At 57.5% G+C, this 20,678-nt stretch carries 20 protein-coding genes; all 20 read left to right on the top strand.

Features of this window, described 5'->3' with window-relative positions:
- Positions 1–218: 218 nt before the first annotated feature.
- A complete protein-coding gene (locus tag E2170_RS13505) occupies positions 219–665 on the top strand; it encodes a hypothetical protein (RefSeq protein WP_133001218.1) in 447 nt (148 codons plus the stop codon).
- 713 nt (positions 666–1,378) lie between these two features.
- Complete coding sequence (locus E2170_RS13510; RefSeq protein WP_133001219.1) at positions 1,379–1,747, top strand: VOC family protein; 369 nt, start codon at positions 1,379–1,381, stop codon at positions 1,745–1,747.
- Positions 1,748–3,210: 1,463 nt separating this feature from the next.
- Entirely contained in the window at positions 3,211–3,906 is a 696-nt protein-coding gene (locus E2170_RS13515) for an abortive infection system antitoxin AbiGi family protein (RefSeq protein ID WP_133001220.1), read from the top strand.
- Positions 3,907–3,979: 73 nt separating this feature from the next.
- Complete coding sequence (gene arsN2, locus E2170_RS13520; protein WP_133001221.1) at positions 3,980–4,417, top strand: arsenic resistance N-acetyltransferase ArsN2; 438 nt, start codon at positions 3,980–3,982, stop codon at positions 4,415–4,417.
- 69 nt (positions 4,418–4,486) lie between these two features.
- The gene (locus tag E2170_RS13525) at positions 4,487–5,017 is read left to right on the top strand and encodes a nuclear transport factor 2 family protein (protein ID WP_133001222.1); all 531 of its coding nucleotides are present in this window, start codon (positions 4,487–4,489) and stop codon (positions 5,015–5,017) included.
- A gap of 923 nt (positions 5,018–5,940) precedes the next feature.
- Complete coding sequence (locus E2170_RS14290) at positions 5,941–6,303, top strand: DUF4180 domain-containing protein (protein ID WP_133001223.1); 363 nt, start codon at positions 5,941–5,943, stop codon at positions 6,301–6,303.
- Positions 6,304–6,415: 112 nt separating this feature from the next.
- Complete coding sequence (locus tag E2170_RS13535) at positions 6,416–7,081, top strand: hypothetical protein (protein ID WP_133001224.1); 666 nt, start codon at positions 6,416–6,418, stop codon at positions 7,079–7,081.
- Positions 7,082–7,625: 544 nt separating this feature from the next.
- Positions 7,626–7,850 carry a hypothetical protein gene (locus E2170_RS13540; protein ID WP_133001225.1) on the top strand — a complete coding sequence of 75 codons (225 nt, stop codon included), beginning with the start codon at positions 7,626–7,628 and terminating at the stop codon, positions 7,848–7,850.
- A gap of 977 nt (positions 7,851–8,827) precedes the next feature.
- On the top strand, positions 8,828–9,070 hold the full coding sequence (locus E2170_RS13550; RefSeq protein ID WP_133001227.1) for a DUF1272 domain-containing protein: 243 nt from the start codon (positions 8,828–8,830) through the stop codon (positions 9,068–9,070).
- Positions 9,071–9,331: 261 nt separating this feature from the next.
- Positions 9,332–9,796 carry a hypothetical protein gene (locus E2170_RS13555; RefSeq protein WP_207914994.1) on the top strand — a complete coding sequence of 155 codons (465 nt, stop codon included), beginning with the start codon at positions 9,332–9,334 and terminating at the stop codon, positions 9,794–9,796.
- A gap of 1,625 nt (positions 9,797–11,421) precedes the next feature.
- Complete coding sequence (locus tag E2170_RS13560) at positions 11,422–11,952, top strand: HEAT repeat domain-containing protein (RefSeq protein WP_133001229.1); 531 nt, start codon at positions 11,422–11,424, stop codon at positions 11,950–11,952.
- Positions 11,953–12,035: 83 nt separating this feature from the next.
- Positions 12,036–12,407: a hypothetical protein gene (locus E2170_RS13565; RefSeq protein ID WP_133001230.1), complete on the top strand. Its 372-nt coding sequence runs from the start codon at positions 12,036–12,038 to the stop codon at positions 12,405–12,407.
- Between the two features lie 124 nt (positions 12,408–12,531).
- A complete protein-coding gene (locus tag E2170_RS13570) occupies positions 12,532–12,894 on the top strand; it encodes a hypothetical protein (protein ID WP_133001231.1) in 363 nt (120 codons plus the stop codon).
- A 111-nt stretch (positions 12,895–13,005) separates the two neighbouring features.
- On the top strand, positions 13,006–13,455 hold the full coding sequence (locus E2170_RS13575; RefSeq protein WP_133001232.1) for a hypothetical protein: 450 nt from the start codon (positions 13,006–13,008) through the stop codon (positions 13,453–13,455).
- 1,146 nt (positions 13,456–14,601) lie between these two features.
- On the top strand, positions 14,602–14,997 hold the full coding sequence (locus E2170_RS13580; RefSeq protein ID WP_133001233.1) for a hypothetical protein: 396 nt from the start codon (positions 14,602–14,604) through the stop codon (positions 14,995–14,997).
- 1,074 nt (positions 14,998–16,071) lie between these two features.
- Positions 16,072–16,440 (top strand): VOC family protein, encoded by a 369-nt coding sequence (locus E2170_RS13585; protein ID WP_133001219.1) that lies wholly within the window; start codon positions 16,072–16,074, stop codon positions 16,438–16,440.
- Positions 16,441–17,831: 1,391 nt separating this feature from the next.
- On the top strand, positions 17,832–18,197 hold the full coding sequence (locus tag E2170_RS13590; protein WP_425477878.1) for a DUF6984 family protein: 366 nt from the start codon (positions 17,832–17,834) through the stop codon (positions 18,195–18,197).
- Positions 18,198–18,228: 31 nt separating this feature from the next.
- Entirely contained in the window at positions 18,229–18,639 is a 411-nt protein-coding gene (locus E2170_RS14295; RefSeq protein WP_207914995.1) for a GFA family protein, read from the top strand.
- Positions 18,640–19,080: 441 nt separating this feature from the next.
- Entirely contained in the window at positions 19,081–19,377 is a 297-nt protein-coding gene (locus E2170_RS13600; RefSeq protein WP_133001235.1) for a YrhB domain-containing protein, read from the top strand.
- A 552-nt stretch (positions 19,378–19,929) separates the two neighbouring features.
- Complete coding sequence (locus E2170_RS13605; RefSeq protein WP_133001236.1) at positions 19,930–20,514, top strand: hypothetical protein; 585 nt, start codon at positions 19,930–19,932, stop codon at positions 20,512–20,514.
- Positions 20,515–20,678: the final 164 nt, after the last annotated feature.

Consider the following 20,678-nt stretch of genomic DNA (forward strand, 5'->3'; position numbering starts at 1 on the left):
CGGTGCAGCTTCTTGGCCGCGCGCCCGGGCAATCTGGCTTCGGCCGCTGCAAGTTCCAGCCCAAGCTGTCGGGTCAGACTTGTTGTACTGTTCCGCGCAGGGGTTGGGTCACCGCAGCCCGGGTGCAGGTGCCAGGCAGCGGCGGCCTAACAAGTCATTCAAGCCGACGCCGCTTCGCGGCGCGGCTTAATTCCAGTGTTAGGCCGCTGGGGAGCTACATGGCCAGTTCGACCAACAAGCTTCTGGTAGTGGGCGCCGCCCTTAGCGGGCTCGCCGCGCTCATGCATCTGGCGTGTCTGGTGGTAGGCGCTCCGCTCTTTCGGCTCTTGGGCGCCGGAGAGCAGATGGCGCAGCTGCATTTGGCCGGCCACTGGTATCCCACCGTCGTTACCCTGGTCATTGCCGGCGTTCTTGCTGTGTGGAGTGCTTACGCCCTGTCCGGAGCCGGCGTGATTCGCAAGCTGCCGTTGCGCCGTACCGCCCTCTGCGCAATCACCGCCATCTACATTGTCCGGGGCGTCGCGTTCGCGCCGGTCATGGCGTACTTCCCGGGAAACAGCATGACGTTCTGGGTCGTAAGCTCTTCAATCTGCCTGCTGATCGGCATCGTCCACCTTGTGGGCCTTCGGCAGTCTTGGGGCAGGCTGTCGGGCGGCGCGGCCTAACAATGCATTCAAGCCGAAGCCGCTTCGTTCCGCAAAGCACATGGCAGGTACAGCTTGCCATGTGCTTCGCTCCACTACGCGTCTCGGCTTAACTTAGGTGTTAGGCCCTATTCCGGACCTCCATGATGACCGCAGCATCGACAATCATTTGCGCGCTAGCGGCTGCTTTGCTTGCGCTGGTCACTGTCCTGTCAATCCGATCTGGCCGAATCCTTTGGTACCCCGCTCAGATTCAAGCCAACCGCGCTGAACAGCCCGTGTTGTTCTGGGCGCTTGTCGTCGCGCAACTTGTCGGTATGGCGGCCTTAGGTTGGTTGGCGTTCTACTGAGCTCTAAGAGCGCCGCGGCACGACGTTGTTCTCGCCGAGCGGTTTGGCCGTAGGCTTCTGGCGTAGGTGCGCGCCTTCCACCAGCGGTGACTTCGGCCACAGCGACCTGGGCGAGGGCCTTGGCCCAGCCTCTGGCGCAGATAGTTCGGCCAGCCCGATCCTTGGACCGGTCCCTGCCCAAGTTGTTGTAGTGTTCCGGCCAAAGGGTTGGGCTGCGGGTGTCTGGGGCAGGGCGTCAAGGCTCCGGCCAGCAGCAGCCTAACAATTCGTTCAAGCCGACACCGCTTCGTTACGCAAACCACATGGCAGGTACAGCTTGCCATGTGGTTCGCTCCACTACGCGGCGCGGCTTAACTCAGGCGTTAGGCGCCACGTGGAGGTTGCATGAGTCTCAAAGATCTTGTGCCGATGCAGCCGGTCTCGAACATGCCCGAGAGCATTAGCTTCTACGAGAAGCTCGGATTCGTTGTTGAAGAACGAAACGACGAATGGGGCTGGGCTAGGCTGCGCTGCGGCGACAGCCAGATCATGCTGGACCAGTCCATCAACCTCCATGCGGGCATTCCCAGGATCGCCGTTCTCTACCTCTATCCCCAAGATGTGGTGGAGTTTCACCAACAGGCGCGTACGGCCGGTTTGCCCGTTCCGGACCTGGACGAGACGTTCTATGGCATGACAGAGTTCCGCATCGATGATCCGGACGGAAATCGCCTGTGGGTCGGACAGCAGCGGGGTGCGTCGGGTGGCGCCTAACAATGCGTTCAAGCCGACACCGCTTCGTTACGCCAACCACATGGCAGAGAAAGCTTGCCATGTGGTCGGCTCCACTACGCGGCGCGGCTTAACTTAGGTGTTAGGCCCCATGACAAACTCTCTCGCAGACACAACTAAGATCGAACGCGCGGCATTGCAGTCCGTGCTCAAGTCCTTGGACGCAAAGCCGCCAGACTTCGCCAAGAAGAGGCCGTTGGGGCTCTACCTAATGGTTGCGCTCTTGGCAGGGTTCGCAATCTCGTGGCTCGATTTGGCGCTTCTAAGCCATCCGGTGGTGCGTGCCGCTGAGCCGCTGCTGGCTCTTGCGCTCGGGGCGGCAACTGCATACTTGGTACTTAGGTCATGGTCCAAAGCCCGGTGGTCCTTCGTGGGTCAATATGTTGACCGCGCAGCAATCGAGGCTAGGCTACGTGAGCTTGGGGCCTAACAATGCGTTCAAGCCGACACCGCTTCGTTACGCGAACCACATGGCAGGTACAGCTTGCCATGTGGTTCGCTCCACTACGCGGCGCGGCTTAACTTAGGCGTTAGGCCGCATGTCACGCAAACGGACACACCGAAGCATTGATCCAGAACTGACGCTCGGCGGCCGACTTGCGGCTGCGTTTGCTTCGCTGTTCTTCTCCGTCCCGGTCACGGGCTTGCTTTGGCTGCTCTTCAACAGCCAAATCGCAATGGTGTCAGACAGTGTGATTCCGATCTCGTACCTGGGCGGTGCGATCTTGGGTTTCGCGGTTCTTTCCTTCGTATTTCCCCGGTTCGCTCCGAATGTGATCGGGTGGCTTTGGGACTTGGTCGCTGGCATCGCCAGGTGGTGGTAGTCGACCTGGGCGGATCGCCAAAACTTGCGGTAATGTTCTCCTCAAGTGTTGGCTGTGGCAGGTCGGGTGCTCGTTCCGGGCAGCAGCGACCTAACAATTCATTCAAGCCGACGCCGCTTCGCGGCGCGGCTTAACTCAGGCGTTAGGCCTTGATCTCCGCACTGCCGTAGCAGCATCTTCGCGGTCGTGCTGCATTTCTCCATTCTGCTGCGCTTGTGCCTCGTTGCAACGTTACGCACGCGCTGTGACGGTTCGCGGCAGCAGTTCTTGGCACAGCTCGGCTCCGGACAGATTCGACCCTCCGCAAGATTCGACATGCCGGGTCGGCTTCGGAAACGTCGCAGTGAGAGTTCTTGGTCGCGCGGGCCGCAGTCTTTCGGCTTCGCCAACCTGGCACCAGCCACGCTTCGGCGAGTTGTTGTAGTGTTCGGCTCAAGGGTTGGGTCGTCCGGGCACAGCGCGGGTGCTGGGCATCGGCGGCCTAACAAATCTTTCAAGCCGACGCCGCTTCGCGGCGCGGCTTAATTCCGGCGTTAGCGATCACAGGGGAGTTTTCGATTGGCCATCAGTCCAAGTTGCGTCTTTCACTTCACGAACTCGCGCGATGCATTGACTGGCATCTTGAGCGATAACTTCAAGCTTTCGTACTGTCGGGAAAAGGCGAGGTTCGGAACCGGCGGTAGCGATCTCAGGGTTCCAATGGTTAGTTTCTGCGACCTACCCCTGTCTCAGGTAAAGAATCACATTGCAAGTTACGGATCCTACGGTATTGGGCTCAGCAAAACGTGGGCCAAGAAGCAACAACTCAACCCCGTCATGTACATGGATCGCGGCTCTTTGTTGTCCGCAAGTTATTACAAAGCAGCAAAATTACTTACGTCTAAGTCAACTCGCGACTTGGCTGACAAGCAATCCAAGGAGCTTAAGGACTCGATCTACGCATTGATTGACGTCCTTGGATACGTTAAGAACTATCAAGGCGATGTCGAAAGGCAGGACGGGACGGTCATCAAGAACTACAGGTTCTATGATGAGCGCGAATGGAGGTACGTTCCAAAGTATGAGGGTTACCTCTGGATCAAAAACAACTCGATCTTTGACAATGAAGGCAAGAGAAATGCGGCCCTGTCAAAGATCAATGATCATCGCCTTATATTCGAGCCAAACGACATCAAGTACATAATAATCAAAGATGAGTCTGAAATCTCCGACTTTGTCCGGCACTTGCAGTTAGCAAAGTCTAAGTTCAGCTATGAGGATGTGCTGAAAGTTGCCACGAGAATAATCACACTTGATGAGATCAATAACGACATTTAGCGGCGGTGATCGCTAACAATTCATTCAAGCCGACGCCGCTTCGCGGCGCGGCTTAATTCAGGCGTTAGCCGTCATGGACACATCGATCCGACCCATAGAGTTTGACCCTGCCGCCGAGGCTCTGCTCAGGTCCTGCCATTTGCCCACCAGCGACCTGTCCGGATCGTCCAAGGTTTTGTTGTTCGGCCATGCGCCTGATGGCACTTTGACCGGAATGGTCGGTCTGGAGTTACACGGAACAAATGCGTTACTTCGCTCACTTGCCGTTACAGAGTCAAACCGCAGCACAGGACTCGGTGCCAAACTAGCTTCTTGCGCGGAGCAGCGAGCCGCGGCGCTAGGTGCAAATACCGTGTACTTGCTCACCACCACCGCAGAAAAATTTTTTGAGCGTCGCGGATATGTCCGTGCCAGTCGCGATGATGCTCCAGCAGCCATCGCCTGCACCAGCCAATTCTCGGAGTTGTGCCCGTCGTCATCGGCATTCATGGTCAAGCGGCTTGACGGCTAACAATTCATTCAAGCCGACGCCGCTTCGCGGCGCGGCTTAACTCAAGCGTTAGGCCATGGGAGAGTTCACATGTCACCTCTGAAGAAGCTTGCCTTCATTGCTGTCGTTTCATTGTCAACCAGCCTGCAACCCGCAGTAGCTGCCAAGAACGCCCCTGGAGACGTGGCAGCGATTCGTGAAATTGTGGAAGCGTTCCGTACATCCATCATCAATAAAGACAAGGCAACGTTCGTTGGACTTTTCTTCTCTGACAAGCCCGAGCATGTGACTTGGCAGATGGTAGACGACGACACAAGAGTAGCCCGAATCAAAGAGTTCGCGCCCGAAGCGAGCAGAGTGGTTAGGTGGCCAGAGAACAACTACCTAGCCATGATCGATGGGACAACCGCGGCTGAGTCAGAGGCGATCGAGGAAGTATTTCGGGATGTAACCATAGATACGGATGGATTGGTCGCTTCCGTGAACTTTGATTATTCGGTTCTACGCAGCGGAAAGGAAGCCCATTGGGGACGTGAGATGTGGCATCTTGTCCATACCGAAGACGGCTGGAAGATCATCTCAGTGATATGGTCACAAAGGGATCCTGTATCTAACCAATGAGCGGTATTTGGCCTAACAAGTCATTCAAGCCGATGCCGCTTCGCGGCACGGCTTAATTCAGGCGTTAGGCCTTTGGTTCGCGGCAGTGTTGTAACCGGGTTCCGAGCGGGTCGCCGCATCTCGCTCATTTGCGGCGTTTTCACTTCGCACGCGCGTGAGCGGCATTCGCGGCCACTCGTGAGGCACCTTGGCTTCGGACAGACGCAGCTTCGGCACAAGTACGATCACCCTGAGTCGGCTTCGTGATGGTTGACTGTGCGGGCTCTCGGACGCGCGAGTCGTGCGTTCGGGCTTCGTCCGCAGCAAGCTCAAGCCCGAGCTGCCGGGCCAGACTTGTTGTACTGTTCGGCCAGGGGTTGGGTCGCGGTGCTGGGCATGGGCGGCCTAACAAGTCATTCAAGCCGATGCCGCTTCGCGGCACGGCTTAATTCCGGCGTTAGGCCAAACAGGGGGAGCTATGCCGATCACAATTACATACGACATTGACGAGGCATCAATTACTGATGCCAACGATCGCACTCGGATCACTGCATGCTTTAGGCGGTTCGGCTGGGAGCACATCGGTGGGTCCGCATGGCGCTACCCAGCTCTCGGCACTGCAAATGTTTCGGAAGATTGGTTTAATCATGTCATCCCGGCGTTAGCTTACTTCCGCAGCCTCGTCTGTCACGCAAACCTAAATGTCTATAACTTCACGATTGACGCGCACTCAGAGGCTGGTCACAGAGGTCGCACCACTCCACCGCTGGGTGAGCCTATAAGGCAGGCTGCGGACATCACCATGTATCCATCAAACGAAGCCACGCTGTCTGAGCGAAGACTGCGAGATTTCGTTCAAGCGTGTGCGGATGACTTGGCCTAACAATTCATTCAAGCCGACGCCGCTTCGCGGCGCGGCTTAACTCAGGCGTTAGGCGGCATACATGAAATTTCAGCTAGTCCAGAATTCTGATCCAAGCGTCATAGAGTGCATCGCCGGCATCACGGACATCCGAGATTCAATGGAACTGGCTTATGCCTGTAGCGACGCTGACACTGACTTGCTGCTCATACATGTTGGGGCACTGCCCTCGGAGTTCTTTCAACTCCGCACCGGGTTCGCTGGGGAGTTCGTACAGAGACTTGTCAATTCCCGCCTACGTGCCGCTGCTGTCTTCGACCCAGATGGATCCTATCCGGAGAGATTCCGTGAGTTCTTGCTGGAGGCACGTCGCCACCCACAGTTCCGCGCCTTCGATAGCGCACAGGACGCGCTGACTTGGTTGGCGGCATCGGCGGTGCAGTAGGCTGCCGCCTAACAATTCATTCAAGCCGAACGCCACAAGTGGCGTCGGCTTAATTCAGGCGTTAGGCCCCGCAATCGATATCCCTGTTCTCAAGCTTCCAATGGAGATACGCATGATTCATCCGCAAGGCAACCTTGTCACGGTTGCTGACAGTGCCAAGATTGTTCGAGACCTTCGCTGGCTAAAAATCTATGCCGCCGTAACGACTATCTCTCTGGCGATCCTCGGTCTTACGGCTGCAAAGGCTCCAGAAAGCAAGGAGCTGACCGTAGAGCGCATCAATATCGTGGATCCTTCTGGCGTACCTCGACTTGTTATTTCCAATGCAGAACGGATTCCCCTGCCAAAGCTAAACGGAAAAGAGTACCCACGCGCTGTGCATCCCGCTGGCATCATCTTCTATGACACCAAAGGCAATGAGGTCGGCGGACTCGCAATCACTGACGCGAGAATCGGCAAAGTTTCGGCTCTGGCGTTCGATTATCCGAACTATGACGCGATGGGAATGGTTACTCGTGTCAGCCCAGACGGAAAGAATTCTCTGGCAGGTCTACAAATCAACTCACGCCCGCCTGCGGACTTGGATGTGATTGAAGCCAGTAAGGTCGTACAGCGCCGCATCGCCATTCATAACGACAACGAAGATGCCGAGATCCTGCTAGCGGATCCGCAGGGCCGTGACCGTATCCGTCTCCGCGTAACCCGGGATGGCCAAGCTCGCATCGAGGTCCTGGACGAGCAAGGCGAGGTCACGTTCAGTGCGCCGAGCGGGGCCTAACAATTCATTCAAGCCGAAGCCGCTTCGCGGCTCGGCTTAATTCAGGTGTTAGGCCCCACAACATGTTTCCGCGCATCCATGACACTCAGGTCGTAGCCTACTCGGCGGATTCGCGCTCGGGACGCTTGGAGCTGGTGCTGCGCGATGGGCCTGCCGACGATGCGCCTATCTTCCAGCTGGTCTTTTCGGGTGTCGCGGCACACCAGTTCAAGTATCCCCTCATGCCCTCGTGGGTGTTCGGCCTCGATGAGATTCCCGCCCAAGAGCTTCTCGCTCGAGAGTGGGAAGACTTTAAGGAGGGTACCCGCCTTACGGGCTGGCCAGGCGCTTGGGCCGACTCGCTGGAGCGTGCGCGCGCCTATTGCACGGAGAATGGCCTACGAGGCTTTGACTTGGAGTCTAGCTACGGGTTTGATGGTTGGGTGCTGGCTCAGTCAGTGGAGCTCACCGGTGGGGCCTAACAATTCATTCAAGCCGAACCCGCTTCGCGGGTCGGCTTAATTCCGGCGTTAGGCCTGTAGCAGAGATCTAGGGAGATGTGAAGGTGGTTGCGAAGAAGGAGTCTTGGGCTGTCCCTGAATTGCAGATTGATGGTTTAGGGCTCGTCAAACCCGGCAAGAAGGTCAAGCATCCTGTTTTCGGCCGAGGCACCGTAACTGAAATCGCCGAGTGGGCTAGCGGTGAGCACACTATCCGCATCGACTTCGGAAAGATTGGCCAGAAGTGGCTTGTTCCGGAAATGGCAAAGCTGAGGTCGGCCTGGTGGTAGGCAGGCCTAACAAGTCATTCAAGCCGACACCGCTTCGCGGCGCGGCTTAATTCCGGCGTTAGGCAGCTTGTGAAGCGTCAATCGCACTTATGGAAGCAATCGGGTTCCATCATGCTGTGGGGTTACACAGAGAACCTGCGCAACTATCCCGGCTGGCACTTCACGGCTGACCGTGCCGGTTGCGATTCGCTCATTGCCTTGCTCGACGCCTTCGCGGCGGATGGCCCACCAGGCTCACGCACGTTGACCATCACGGCCCCAACACCAGCGGTCCTCTCCGTGCCCAACAATCGCTCCAATGATCTGCTTGTGCCGTCCAAGTTCCGGCTATCTTTCGCCTCCATCGCCTCGGAGTGGTTATTCCCCCGATCGGCAGCCCCGGCCGAACTTTCGCTCGGTGTTGATTGGCTACCTGTCTTCCGGCAGTCTGTCGCTGGCGTACCCAAGGGCAAGGGGGACTATTCCATTGGCCCACGCAATGGTGAGTGTCTGTGGTTTTGGTGGCAGCCGGCCGCTGCCTAACAATTCGTTCAAGCCGACGCCGCTTCGCGGCGCGGCTTAACTCAGGCGTTAGGCCTTTGGTTCGCGGCAGTGTTGTAACCGGGTTCCGAGCGGGTCGCCGCATCTCGCTCAATTGCGGCGTTTTCACTTCGCACGCGCGTGAGCGGCATCGGCGGCCACTCGTGAGGCACCTTGGCTTCGGACAGACGCAGCTTCGGCACAAGTACGATCACCCTGAGTCGGCTTCGTGATGGTTGGCTGTGCGGGCTCTCGGCCGCGCGAATCGAGCAACGCGGCTCCGGTCGCAGCAAACGCCAGCCCAGGCTGTCGGGCCAGACTTGTTGTACTGTTCGGCCAGGGGTTGGGTCGCGGTGCTGGGCATCGGCGGCCTAACAAGTCATTCAAGCCGATGCCGCTTCGCGGCACGGCTTAATTCCGGCGTTAGGCCGCTCACATGAACGTCCATGAGGTTAGACATGCTTCAACTTCGCCCCAACTGTGAGTGCTGTGACAAGGACCTCCCTCCGGATGCGGCGGCTTTCATCTGCACCTTTGAGTGCACGTTCTGCCCTGATTGCGTCAAAGGCGTCCTGGCAGGCGTTTGCCCCAACTGCGGGGGCAACTTCTCACCTCGCCCAATCCGCCCGGCGCATCTGCTTGCCAAGTTCCCGGCCTCAAAAGAGCGTGTCCGGAAAGCCGGTGGCTGTGCAGCGGCCTAACAATGCGTTCAAGCCGAAATTGCATCGCTACGCCAGCCACATGGCAGAAAGAGCTTGCCATGTGTCCGGCTACGCGCTGCAATTCGGCTTAACTTAGGTGTTAGGTCTCTTGGGGAGCATCATCGTTTGGACATACTGACGTTCATCGCTCAAGTGATAGGAGCGTTGGCGTGGCCAGCGTCCGTCGCGCTAATTGTTTTTATGCTCCGCAAGCCAATCGGAGATCTGATACCCCTTCTTCGGAGATTGAAATACAAAGAAATGGAACTGGAGTTCTCTCGCGAGATCGCCGAACTCAAAGCGGAGGCGCTCCCTGCGCCTAGACAATCAGCGCTTCCGGCAAGCGTTCCCAGCAACGAACATCAGGCGGCAACACAGCTCCCGGATAGGCTCGACGCTAAGCGTGATGAACTCATTCGCATGGCGAGCTTCTCGACACGCGTCGCAATCATGGAAGCCTGGCTAGAAGTAGAAGCAGCGGCCATCGAGGTCGCAAGCTCGTTCTGGGGCATGCCTCCCAGCAACACTTTCAAGAACTTTTCGCGTATGGGAGAGTACCTGCTTCAGAGCAAGGTAATTGACCAGAAGCAACTAGATACGTTCAAGCGACTTCAACAACTTCGCAACAAGGCAGCGCATGCACAAGAGCTCAACCTAAGCGAGGATGATGCGCGGTCTTATGTGGAGCTTGCACTAGGACTTGCTGCGCATATCCGGGCTCGCTAGCAGAGACCTAACAATTCATTCAAGCCGACGACGCTTCGCGGCGCGACTTAATTCAGGCGTTAGGCATGAGAGACACTTCATCCAAGATTGCGGCAGCAGCTCTACTCATCACCCTGTTGCTGCCATCACCGGCATCTGCCTGCTCTTATCCAGAGCCGCCCTCCTTCAAGGAGGCTCTCGAGAGCGCATCGAATGTCTTTATATTTAGGCTCGAGTCTGCAGAGGTGAAACGCAAGGCCGTAGGGGAGACGGCATACACCGAATGGATCGAAGGTCGGATTCGCGTAACGCAGGACCTGCAGGGTGACTCATCTCTGTTTGAATCAGTAGTGTTTAGTACGAGTTGGTGCGGCGGTTTGAGGCTCGATGTAGGTCACTACTTTCTGGTCGCTACGGACAGTTCCGGACCGACATTGAAACTTCGCCCATTGGACCCTTCAATTCTTGACGTAAGTCTTTGGTATAGCGAGTTAGTGTCCGAGGATTGGTATAAAAGCGATCTGCTGTGGCCGATATTTGAGTATTTGAATGGAAAGCCACTCCCTGACGGATTTCCGCCCAGGAGAGCTGCCGAGTACACGTCCTCATTGCCACCACCGCCTCCGCCACCTCAGAAAGCACAGGACTAGCGGTAGCTCATGCCTAACAATGTGCTCAAGCCGACACCGCATCGGGGCGCAAACCACATGGCAGGTAAAGCTTGCCATGTGCTTCACGCCCCGCTGCGGCGCGGCTTAGCTTAGGTGTTAGGCCTTTGGTTCGCGGCACTGTTGCAGCCGGGTTCTGAGCGGTCTGCGCGCACCGCGCTCATCCGTGGCGCTTGCACCTCGCACGCGCGGGAGCGGCATCGGCAGTCACCCGTGGTGCGCCTCGGCTTCGGACCGGCGCGACTTTGGCGCAAGTACGATCATCCTGAGTCGGCTTCGTGAGGGTTGGCGGTGCAAGTTCTCGGCCGCGCACCCGGGCAATGCGGCTCCGTCCGAAGCGAGCTCAAGCCCAAGCTGCCGGGCCAGACTTGTTGTACTGTTCCGCCAGGGGTTGGGTCGCGGTGCTGAGCATCGGCGGCCTAACAAGTCATTCAAGCCGACGCCGCTTCGCGGCGCGGCTTAATTCCGGCGTTAGGCCCGTGAGCCATACTCCATCGAGCATTCAAGTAGATCGTCCGCTGGCTTCGAATGAGCTTGCGGTAGTCCAATGGCTGCTAGAGCACGGAGAGGGCGACAATTCGTTGTTCCTGGAGCAGCTGAAGAGTGCCCGTGTCGTTCGTCTTTGTGGCTGTGGTTGCGCGAGCATCAACTTCTCCATTAACGGCAAGCGGCCCCAGCGCCTTGCCATGCGCGTACTCTCAGACCATCAATGGCGCAATGACCAAGGCCATCTATTCGGGGCCTTCGTGTTTGAGCAGGACGGTCTGCTTGCCGGACTAGATCTGTGGTCGGTTGACGGCCAGAGCACGCCGGACTCAATGCCGCCTCTTGAGAGCTTGGTGCCGTTAGGCGCACCATCACAGGCCTAACAATGCGTTCAAGCCGACACCGCTTCGCTCCACAAACCACATGGCAGATACAGCTTGCCATGTGGTTTGCTCCACTGCGCGGCGCGGCTTAACTTAGGCGTTAGGCGGCATGAACATGCAATCCGAGCCTTCAAAGATTCTGACGGTCGAAGAAGTGGTTTCGGCCTTCGATGACCGCCGCGGCTGGGTGGTTGCTAGCAATGGATCGAAACTTCGGAGCGAGTATGGGTTGTGTGCGCTCGTGCCACTCTTTAACGAGGCACTGCCAAAGATTCGCAATGCTATGGGTCGGATCCACATCATGTTCGATCTGATTCCACTTGCCCGTCGAGACCCCCGGGTAGTGGAAATTGCAAAGGACAGGCTTCAAGACAGATCTGCAGCTGTACGAATGCATGCTTGCGAGATTCTCGCTTATAGCCTGCGGCACGATGCAATACCAAGCCTAGAGCAAATGCTAGCCCATCCTGTGGCCGAAACCAGAGTCACTGCGGCGGCCGCCATCGACGCGATCCAGCATCAGAATCATCACTTCTACCTTGACCGAGAGCACAAAGGAACCGCGTTCTGGGTAGTTAATCCGCAGGACGATCCGAATTACAAGCCAAGAGCTTGGCAGATACGCCAGGAGATCCAATGACGTTCGCGCACCACGTGCCGCCTAACAATTCGTTCAAGCCGATGCCGCTTCGCGGCACGGCTTAACTCAGGCGTTAGGCGGCTATGACAGAACTCCTCTACGTTGCAGCATTTCTCGTCGTGGCTCTGGGCATAGCTCACTCATTGCTCGGTGAGCGCTACATCCTCGCGCGACTGTTCCGTCGCAGCGACTTGCCGAAGCTATTCGGCAGCGCCGAGTTCACGACGCGCACCTTGCGCTTTGCTTGGCATATCACCACGGTCGCCTGGTTCGGATTCGCTGCACTATTGGTGCATGCCGCTCGGGGTGACCTCACGGTGCAGGGCATGCTACAGATCATCGGATTCACATCAGTAGTTTCGGGCTTCTTGCCACTGATACTCACCCGGGGCAGGCATCTGTCGTGGCTGGTACTGTTCGTCATCGGCGGCATAGCACTCTGGTGCGCCGCCTAACAATGCGTTCAAGCCGAAACCGCTTCGTTACGGCAAAGGCATGGCAGGAAAAGCTTGCCATGTCTTTGCCGTAACGAAGCGGTTCGGCTTAACTTAGGCGTTAGGCCCCCAATGGGAGATTGTCATGAAGTCGAAGAAGTTGACTGCAATCGGCGTTATCGCGCTTGGCATGTGGCCGGCACTCTTGGCCGCTGCTTCTGATACGTTTCTGGTCGCGTCCAAGATCGAGAATGGCGGCACCGTTGTAGCAGAACCAGTCCTTGGCGTGAGGGCGGGCACCCCCGCAACCGTGAAGGTGTCCGGTGACAGCGGTTACAGCATGACCGTTCAAGTTGATCCGCAAGAGAACAATTTGCTCCAGGTAACGGTTCGCGCCGACACTGTGCAGGGCTCCATTTCATCCAGCACCGTTACCGCTCTGGACAAGCCAGTTACTGTTTCTTCGGGGGACATTGGCTTGACAGTTACGGTCGCGTCGGGGCCCTAACAATTCGTTCAAGCCGACGCCGCTTCGTTACGCAAACCACATGGCAGGTACAGCTTGCCACGTGGTTCGCTCCACTACGCAGCGCGGCTTAACTCAGGCGTTAGGCCGCAGATGAATCGCATCGTCGACTTGGAACTCTGGTCACTGCCGAGGACGGCAGCAAGTCCTCTGGACGGGAAGTATGTCGCTGAAGAGTGTCGCGTGGCGTCAGGGTTGCCTGACGACATCGTTCTTGGCTTGAACTACGTGCCAAGCGATACATACGTACGGAATCTCGCCTCCGCATTTGAGGATTCTGCATCTCTGGCAGTGCAGTTCTCGTCTTTCTGCCAAGACCGAGGATTGCCGACCGAGAAGGAGTGCCCAAAGAGTGCGGCGCACTTTCTTGCGTTTTGGGAGGGCCAGCCTCTCGCGTGGCTCCATTTTCCATCTGCGCCGGAAGGAAGGGAAATGGCCATCCGTGTCCACGAATGGGCTGAGAAATGCGGGTATGCTATTCGTGCTGGTCAAGGAGCTCCTGAACTTTCTAAGATCGAAATCCAGGCGTTCTGGCAATACTGAGTTTGTTGTTGCCGTAGGATGGTTTGCGCACGAGTTAGGCTTTCGCGGGTGCTCAGGATCGGTAGCTGTGGCCTAACAATGCGTTCAAGCCGACACCGCATCGGGGCGCAAACCACATGGCAGAAAGAGCTTGCCATGTGCTTCACGCCCCGCTGCGGCGCGGCTTAACTTAGGTGTTAGGCCTTGATTCCCGCACTGCCGGAGCAGGGCATCCGGTTGCTTGCTGCACGCCGCTCATCCATCACGGTTGGCACCTCGCACGCGCGAGGGGTGGCATCGGCAATCATCCGTGGCGCACCTCGGCTTCGGACAGGCGCCGCTTCGCCGCGAGTACGATCATCTTGAGTCGGCCTCGTTGTGGTTGACGGTGCGAATACTCCGCCGCGCGAGCCGTCGGTCTCGGCTCCGCTCTCGCAGGCACGGCCAAGGCCGGCAAGTTGTTGTAGTGTTCGGCTCAGGGGTTGGGCTAGGTGCCAGGCATCGGCGGCCTAACGAGTCATTCAAGCCGATGCCGCTTCGCGGCACGGCTTAATTCTGGTGTTAGGCCGCACATGAAGCATTTTCTCCGCTTTGGACTTCTCTTTCTTCTCTCGGCGGCAACGTTCCCGTCCGAGGCAACGAGGCCGTTGATTGACACGATCGTTGTTGGCGAAGAGAGCGGGGAGATACTTCCTGAGGAGTGTTGCTGGGTCAAGCTCCCAAAGACGGAAAGCCTTACCGCTGCAAAGCTCGCCGAGTCTTGCAGTGCCATAGGTGGGCCTGTCGGTAGGTTCGAGCTGATCGGTGAACAAATATGGCTTGTTGGCTTGCTCCGGTGCGGTGGCGAAATGCCATTGAGCTATGTTTACCCTGATATGCCTGCCCGAGTTCCGGCCACATGGCTTAACGGAACATACTTCGTTAACCTCTCGCCGAGGTGTTTTGGCCCAATGGGCGCCGAGAAGAATCGCAAGCATTTAACACTCAGGGTTGCGGCAGGAGTTGCCTCCATTCAAGCGCAGAGAATCGATGAGTCAGAGTGCAGCAGCGCGCCCTAACAATGCGCTCAAGCCGACACCGCATCGAGGCGCAAACCATGTGGCAGGTTAAGCTTGCCACATGCTTCACGCCCCGCTGCGGCGCGGCTTAGCTTAGGTGTTAGGCCCCATGAAAAGCTTCCGCGCTCTGTTGTTCTCTATGCTCGCCATCGTTGGTTGCACCGCGGCCACGCAGCCAATCGACACATCCGGTCTGGCCGAAGCTTCGATGAACCTCGACCAGGAGCATGTTGGGCCGTTGCTCACCGAGATTTCCGGCCTGTTCCCTACTGGCTTCCCGCAGGATGCCGCGGCTAGAGTCACTGACCAAGTGGACGGCTTATGGGTCGGCCAATCCGGCAACTGGGAGTTCTCGGTTACCTTCAATGGTCAGCCCGCTCGCTTAGTCATTGCGGCTCATAAGGACGACTCGGATGCACCAGACCTGTACTTCTTTAGCTCGCCGGAGGTTGCAGCTCAAATCAACAGGCAGCTGGTCGTGTTCTCGGAGGCCCACGGTATCTAGGCTGGGGCCTAACAATGCGTTCAAGCCGACACCGCTTCGTTACGCCAAACACATGGCAGGTCAAGCTTGCCATGTGTTTGGCTCCACTACGCGGCGCGGCTTAACTTAGGCGTTAGGCCGCTCTGGAGGACTTCACAAGTGCCCAGAAAACTCACCTTGGCAATGATCGCCACTTGCTTGATAGGCTGTGCCTCAGTGCCATCAAGCAAAGCGCTTGAACTGAGCTCTGTCATCTCTGACCCTGCAATGTATGACGGACAACACATTACTGTTGCTGCGTGCATCAACGTCATTATTCACGGTGTTGCACTTCTTCCCTGCGGTGAGAGGCGCCCTAACGTAGACATCAAAGCGCCTGAAAATCGAGGAGCTGAGTACTCTCGCCTGGTTTCTTACGCCCACAAGAACATGGGTGCAAGTCCCGAGGAGCTGCCGGTTCTTGTAGTTGGTCGGTTCATGGCTGCTCAATCTACCGGGGATGTGCTTCACTCCATAGCTGTGGAGAAGTTTCAGCCATGGCAGGATCAGTAACATGCTAGGCCCTTTCCCGCTGGAGCGGCCTAACAATTCATTCAAGCCGACGCCGCTTCGCGGCGCGGCTTAATTCTGGCGTTAGGCATCTTATGAGAGATTTCAGCCGCCAACCTACACGTGGAGAGCGTGCTATCGCCGTAGTTCTCAACGCGGCACTAGCGCTGCTGTCTGGTGCGCTAGCCATCTTCCTGATGTTCCGCGACGTGCCCGTTGGCGCAGCAATCTTCGGTTTGATCACTGCGGCATGGGTTGTCATGTTCTACCGGGCAGCGTTTGGCACCTCTCGCGCGCTTCATCGGGGTGAAATCCGTGTACTTGCTTGGGTTCTCCTCTTTGTCGGAGCAGCAGGATTCGTCATTCTCTTGCTCCTGGACGGTTCCGCTAACCATCGACTTATGCTCTTGGGTGGATCCATCACCTTCTTTTCGGCAGGCTTTGTGGGCGTGCGGTCTCGCGGCCAAGATGCCTAACAATTCATTCAAGCCGACGCCGCTTCGCGGCGCGGCTTAATTCGGGCGTTAGGCGCCACGTGGAGGTTGCATGAGTCTCAAAGATCTTGTGCCGATGCAGCCGGTCTCGAACATGCCCGAGAGCATTAGCTTCTACGAGAAGCTCGGATTCGTTGTTGAAGAACGAAACGACGAATGGGGCTGGGCTAGGCTGCGCTGCGGCGACAGCCAGATCATGCTGGACCAGTCCATCAACCTCCATGCGGGCATTCCCAGGATCGCCGTTCTCTACCTCTATCCCCAAGATGTGGTGGAGTTTCACCAACAGGCGCGTACGGCCGGTTTGCCCGTTCCGGACCTGGACGAGACGTTCTATGGCATGACAGAGTTCCGCATCGATGATCCGGACGGAAATCGCCTGTGGGTCGGACAGCAGCGGGGTGCGTCGGGTGGCGCCTAACAATGCGTTCAAGCCGACACCGCTTCGTTACGCCAACCACATGGCAGAGAAAGCTTGCCATGTGGTCGGCTCCACTACGCGGCGCGGCTTAACTTAGGCGTTAGGCCTTTGGTTCTCGGCACTGTTGTAACCCGGTTCTGAGCGGATCGCGGCACTTCGCTCATTCGTGGCGTTTGCACTTCGCACGCGCGTGAGCGGCATCGGCGGCCACTCGTGGTGCAACTCGGCTTCGGACAGGCGCAGCTTCTGCGCAAGTACGATCATCCTGAATCGGCCTCGTGCATGCTGGCGGTGCAGCTTCTTGGCCGCGCGCCCGGGCAATCTGGCTTCGGCCGCTGCAAGTTCCAGCCCAAGCTGTCGGGTCAGACTTGTTGTACTGTTCCGCGCAGGGGTTGGGTCACCGCAGCCCGGGTGCATGTGCCAGGCAGCGGCGGCCTAACAAGTCATTCAAGCCGACGCCGCTTCGCGGCGCGGCTTAATTCCGGCGTTAGGGCTCATGAGACTTTTCGTCGCGCTCTGTTTGGCTGCTCTGGTGCCTGCCATTCTGATGACTGGCTGGTACCTGTATGGTCAGTTCTCATTCTTCCCGAGCGATGACCCCTACATCTGGGTAAGAACACGCAACTTCGCCATACCTTGTTTTATCGTCTCAGCGCTGTTCGTGTTGCTTCTTGGTCTTCCTACTTTTCTAGTGCTCAAATCCAACAATCGTGTTGATGCCAAGTCCGCTTTGCTCGCCGGATTTCTCCTTGCTGCTCTGCCAGCAGCTCTCCTTACGTGGCCAATGAGACCGGGTTTCAGCTCCAGCGTTGGCGGTATTGCTCACGTTGTGGACGGCGTCCCGACTCTGGCCGGGTGGCAAAGTTACGCAGTTGGGCTACTCTCTATAGGCGCTCTAGGCTTGGCAGGTGCTGCGGCGTTCTGGCTCGCTTATCGGCATGAGCCCTAACAATTCATTCAAGCCGACGCCGCTTCGCGGCGCGGCTTAATTCAGGCGTTAGGCGCTTTTTGGAGTCTCATGACAACCATAGCTACTTCACTGCTAGTCGCCTTGTTTGTCCTCAACATCTTGGCAACGCTTGCCGTGCTGAGAAAGGATGAACTCTCGGGTAGGAAAAGAGCTGTTCAGATCGTGCTGATATGGCTTATCCCATGCATTGGTGCAATCGCGTGTTTGGCGTTCATCGCTACGGATACATTGCACGAGAACGTTGGCTCCGACACAACATCGTTCGTAGATAATGCTGGTGCATCGTTTCCGCTCAGCGCAAGTAACGCTGACTCGGGAAGTTCTGGTGGCGATGGCGAGTAGAGGGAGCGAGCCGGCGCCTAACAATTCATTCAAGCCGACGCCGCTTCGCGGCGCGGCTTAACTCAGGCGTTAGGCGGCCATGAGACATCTTCTCGAACATGAGCGTCCGGTAGTCGCATATCTATTCGAGCTTGCTGGCATGCCGGTCGACCTCGATGCGCTTATTGTTCACCCCATGTCAGATGGTGGCATGGGTAGCCTCGCCATTGTGCCCTTCGACAGCTCTCGCAGGTTCGGCTCATCGCCAGCTGAGTGCCACTTCTACGACTTGGATGGCATTCCTGTATCGGCGGCGCTCAATCTTGACCAAGACGGTAAACCGTTCGAGATTGACGTCTGTCGGGTAGACTTCGAGCCCACGGTGGGCTGGCCTTCGCATACAGAGCTTCTAGCTGGCCCGCCTAACAATTCGTTCAAGCCGACGCCGCTTCGCGGCGCGGCTTAACTCAGGCGTTAGCCCTCATAGGAGCATCATAGTGACGGAGACAAAGTTCGAGGGCGGATGTCAGTGTGGCGCCGTCCGGTATCGGATCGCGGGCGAGCCGCTTATGACGGCAATCTGCCATTGCTCCATGTGCAGGCGGGCCAACGCAGCACCGGCAGTCGCTTGGGCCATGTTTGAGGAGCCACAACTGACCTTTGTTCAGGGCGAGCCCAAGTTCTACGCTTCATCGGAGGAGGGGAAGCGGGGCTTCTGTGGGGTCTGCGGTACGCAGATCTCCTTCTCCGCAACGTACATTCCTGGTTTGGTGGACATCACCATCGGCAGCTTGGACGACCCGGCCGCGATCGCACCGCAGTTTCACTTTTGGCATTCCAAGCATCTTTCTTGGGCGGAGTTCGCGGACACTCTGCCCCGTCATGCGGAGTTCCCTCCCTCGGGCTGAGGGCTAACAATGCGTTCAAGCCGAAGCCGCTTCGTTCCGCAAAGCACATGGCAGGAAGAGCTTGCCATGTGCTTTGCTCCACTACGCGGCTCGGCTTAACTTAGGTGTTAGGCAGTTGGAGACAGTGAATGGCGCTTCTTGATCTGCTAGAAATCGGAGAGCTCTTTCTCTCTTGGCGCCTTTACGTTGGCATCGCTATCACAGTTGCTCTTTGCGTTGTTTTCTTCTCACTCATTCCTTCGGGCGCCCCCGACTGGGTCGCTTGGTCAATTTGCGCACCAACTGGGGTTGCCGGAGTTGTTCTCAGCTTTGCGTGGCAAGTACGCTCTGACTCCAGCAAATAGGCTATGGCGGCTGGCTTTCACGGCCATCTGCCTAACAATTCATTCAAGCCGATGCCGCTTCGCGGCACGGCTTAATTCAAGCGTTAGGCGGCACGACATGGTTTCGCGCGCACAAGCTCAAGTCATTGCTGATTCTCACATCTCCGATCTCGCTGGTAGCGAACGCTCTTTTGCCATTCTTGAGGCTGAGACAGTTGAACGTTCATTCGGTTGGGTGTTCTTCTATCAGTCCCGCCGCTACCTGGAAACCGATAACCCGAGCGACGCTCTGGCCGGTAACGCTCCGCTCATTGTTGACCGTCTTACTGGACAAGTCACAGAGACTGGCACCGTTTATCCGCTGGAGTACTATTTGTCTCAGTACAAGGTGGCAAGGGACACAGGTGCCGCCTAACAATTCATTCAAGCCGACGCCGCTTCGCGGCACGGCTTAATTCCGGCGTTAGGCCTTTGGTTCTCGGCAGTGTTGTAGCCGGGTTCCGAGCGAGTTGCGGCATCGCGCTCATCCGTAGCGTTTGCACTTCGCACGCGCGGGAGCGGCATCAGCGGTCGCTCGTGACGCAGCTCGGCTTCGGACAGGCGAGGCTTCTGCACAAGTACGATCATCCTGAATCGGCCTCGTGCGGTTTGGCGGTGCGGGTTCTCAGCCGCGCGAGGCGGGAAATCTGACTCCGCCCGCAGCAAGTTCAAGCCCAGGCTGTTCGCCCAGACTTGTTGTACTGTTCGGCTAGGGGTTGGGTCGCAAGTCCGGGCAGGGTGCCGGGCAGCGGCGGCCTAACAAGTCATTCAAGCCGACGCCGCTTCGCGGCGCGGCTTAATTCCGGCGTTAGCCCTTATAAGAATGTCTCGCCGCCGAAAAAAACCAAAGCAAGCGCCAGCGCAGCCCATGCGGGTGGGAAAAGCCGATGCTGCGCCTACGAAGGCACCTTGGTATAAGCGATTCTGGGTGATCGCTTCCGGCATCTTCACCATACTTGCCGCAATCCTCATCAGCGGACCCGAGGCCCTGCGCAACTCCAGGATCCTTCCATCTGAAGTCTCGAAAACAATCTCCCAATTCCGCAGCTGGGTAAAGGAAGACGCAGACTGGACGGGGAAATGGACTGCTCACCCTGAAGGCTTCGCTGACCTTGCAGACATGAGGCTCTCTGACGTTGATTTAGAGATCATTATCTGGGCGACTGAAGGTCGGATCGAGGGCACCATTGCAACGAAGAGACTGTGCAAAGAGCTCCCAATGTTCAACTACATTCTGCTGGAAGGCAGCGTGTTCGGTAATTCTGCAAAGGTAACGGCGTGGGATCTTGTCGGAGGCCACCGCGTGGAGTTCGCGCGACTAACGCTAGAGCGCGATGGGTACCTGATGACAGTCACTCCAACGGCTGGCAATAAGGAGTGGTTCCCCGCCAGTGTTCGCATTGCACGCGATCCTTCCGCGCCCGAAGAGAAGGACAAACTGGATGCTGACCACACCTTTTGTGCTACGGAGAGAGCAGAGTTCTTCAATAGCTTGCGTGGCCAGCCGCGGTAAGGGCTAACAATTCATTCAAGCCGACGCCGCTTTGCGCGCGCGGCTTAATTCAGCAACTGTCTTGAAGCGTGCCGTTCAAGCCATTGCCATGCCCTCGGCCCGCAGCTCATCGCGCCGCCTGGCATTGATGATCCCGAGCAGCTTTCGCATGCACGCTACGAGTG

The sequence above is a fragment of the Luteimonas arsenica genome (assembly GCF_004352825.1).
Taxonomy (GTDB): domain Bacteria; phylum Pseudomonadota; class Gammaproteobacteria; order Xanthomonadales; family Xanthomonadaceae; genus Luteimonas; species Luteimonas arsenica.

Excerpts from the sequence above, each read along its gene's own strand:
- E2170_RS13585 (WP_133001219.1), top strand. The coding sequence starts at position 16,072 with ATGAGTCTCAAAGATCTTGTGCCGATGCAGCCGGTCTCGAACATGCCC.
- E2170_RS13555 (WP_207914994.1), top strand. The coding sequence starts at position 9,332 with ATGGAACTGGAGTTCTCTCGCGAGATCGCCGAACTCAAAGCGGAGGCG.
- E2170_RS13550 (WP_133001227.1), top strand. The coding sequence starts at position 8,828 with ATGCTTCAACTTCGCCCCAACTGTGAGTGCTGTGACAAGGACCTCCCT.
- E2170_RS13535 (WP_133001224.1), top strand. The coding sequence starts at position 6,416 with ATGATTCATCCGCAAGGCAACCTTGTCACGGTTGCTGACAGTGCCAAG.
- E2170_RS13525 (WP_133001222.1), top strand. The coding sequence starts at position 4,487 with ATGTCACCTCTGAAGAAGCTTGCCTTCATTGCTGTCGTTTCATTGTCA.
- E2170_RS13560 (WP_133001229.1), top strand. The coding sequence starts at position 11,422 with ATGAACATGCAATCCGAGCCTTCAAAGATTCTGACGGTCGAAGAAGTG.
- E2170_RS13580 (WP_133001233.1), top strand. The coding sequence starts at position 14,602 with ATGAAAAGCTTCCGCGCTCTGTTGTTCTCTATGCTCGCCATCGTTGGT.
- E2170_RS13600 (WP_133001235.1), top strand. The coding sequence starts at position 19,081 with ATGGTTTCGCGCGCACAAGCTCAAGTCATTGCTGATTCTCACATCTCC.
- E2170_RS14290 (WP_133001223.1), top strand. The coding sequence starts at position 5,941 with ATGAAATTTCAGCTAGTCCAGAATTCTGATCCAAGCGTCATAGAGTGC.
- E2170_RS13505 (WP_133001218.1), top strand. The coding sequence starts at position 219 with ATGGCCAGTTCGACCAACAAGCTTCTGGTAGTGGGCGCCGCCCTTAGC.
- E2170_RS13570 (WP_133001231.1), top strand. The coding sequence starts at position 12,532 with ATGAAGTCGAAGAAGTTGACTGCAATCGGCGTTATCGCGCTTGGCATG.
- arsN2 (WP_133001221.1), top strand. The coding sequence starts at position 3,980 with ATGGACACATCGATCCGACCCATAGAGTTTGACCCTGCCGCCGAGGCT.
- E2170_RS13565 (WP_133001230.1), top strand. The coding sequence starts at position 12,036 with ATGACAGAACTCCTCTACGTTGCAGCATTTCTCGTCGTGGCTCTGGGC.
- E2170_RS13575 (WP_133001232.1), top strand. The coding sequence starts at position 13,006 with ATGAATCGCATCGTCGACTTGGAACTCTGGTCACTGCCGAGGACGGCA.
- E2170_RS13510 (WP_133001219.1), top strand. The coding sequence starts at position 1,379 with ATGAGTCTCAAAGATCTTGTGCCGATGCAGCCGGTCTCGAACATGCCC.
- E2170_RS13590 (WP_425477878.1), top strand. The coding sequence starts at position 17,832 with ATGAGACATCTTCTCGAACATGAGCGTCCGGTAGTCGCATATCTATTC.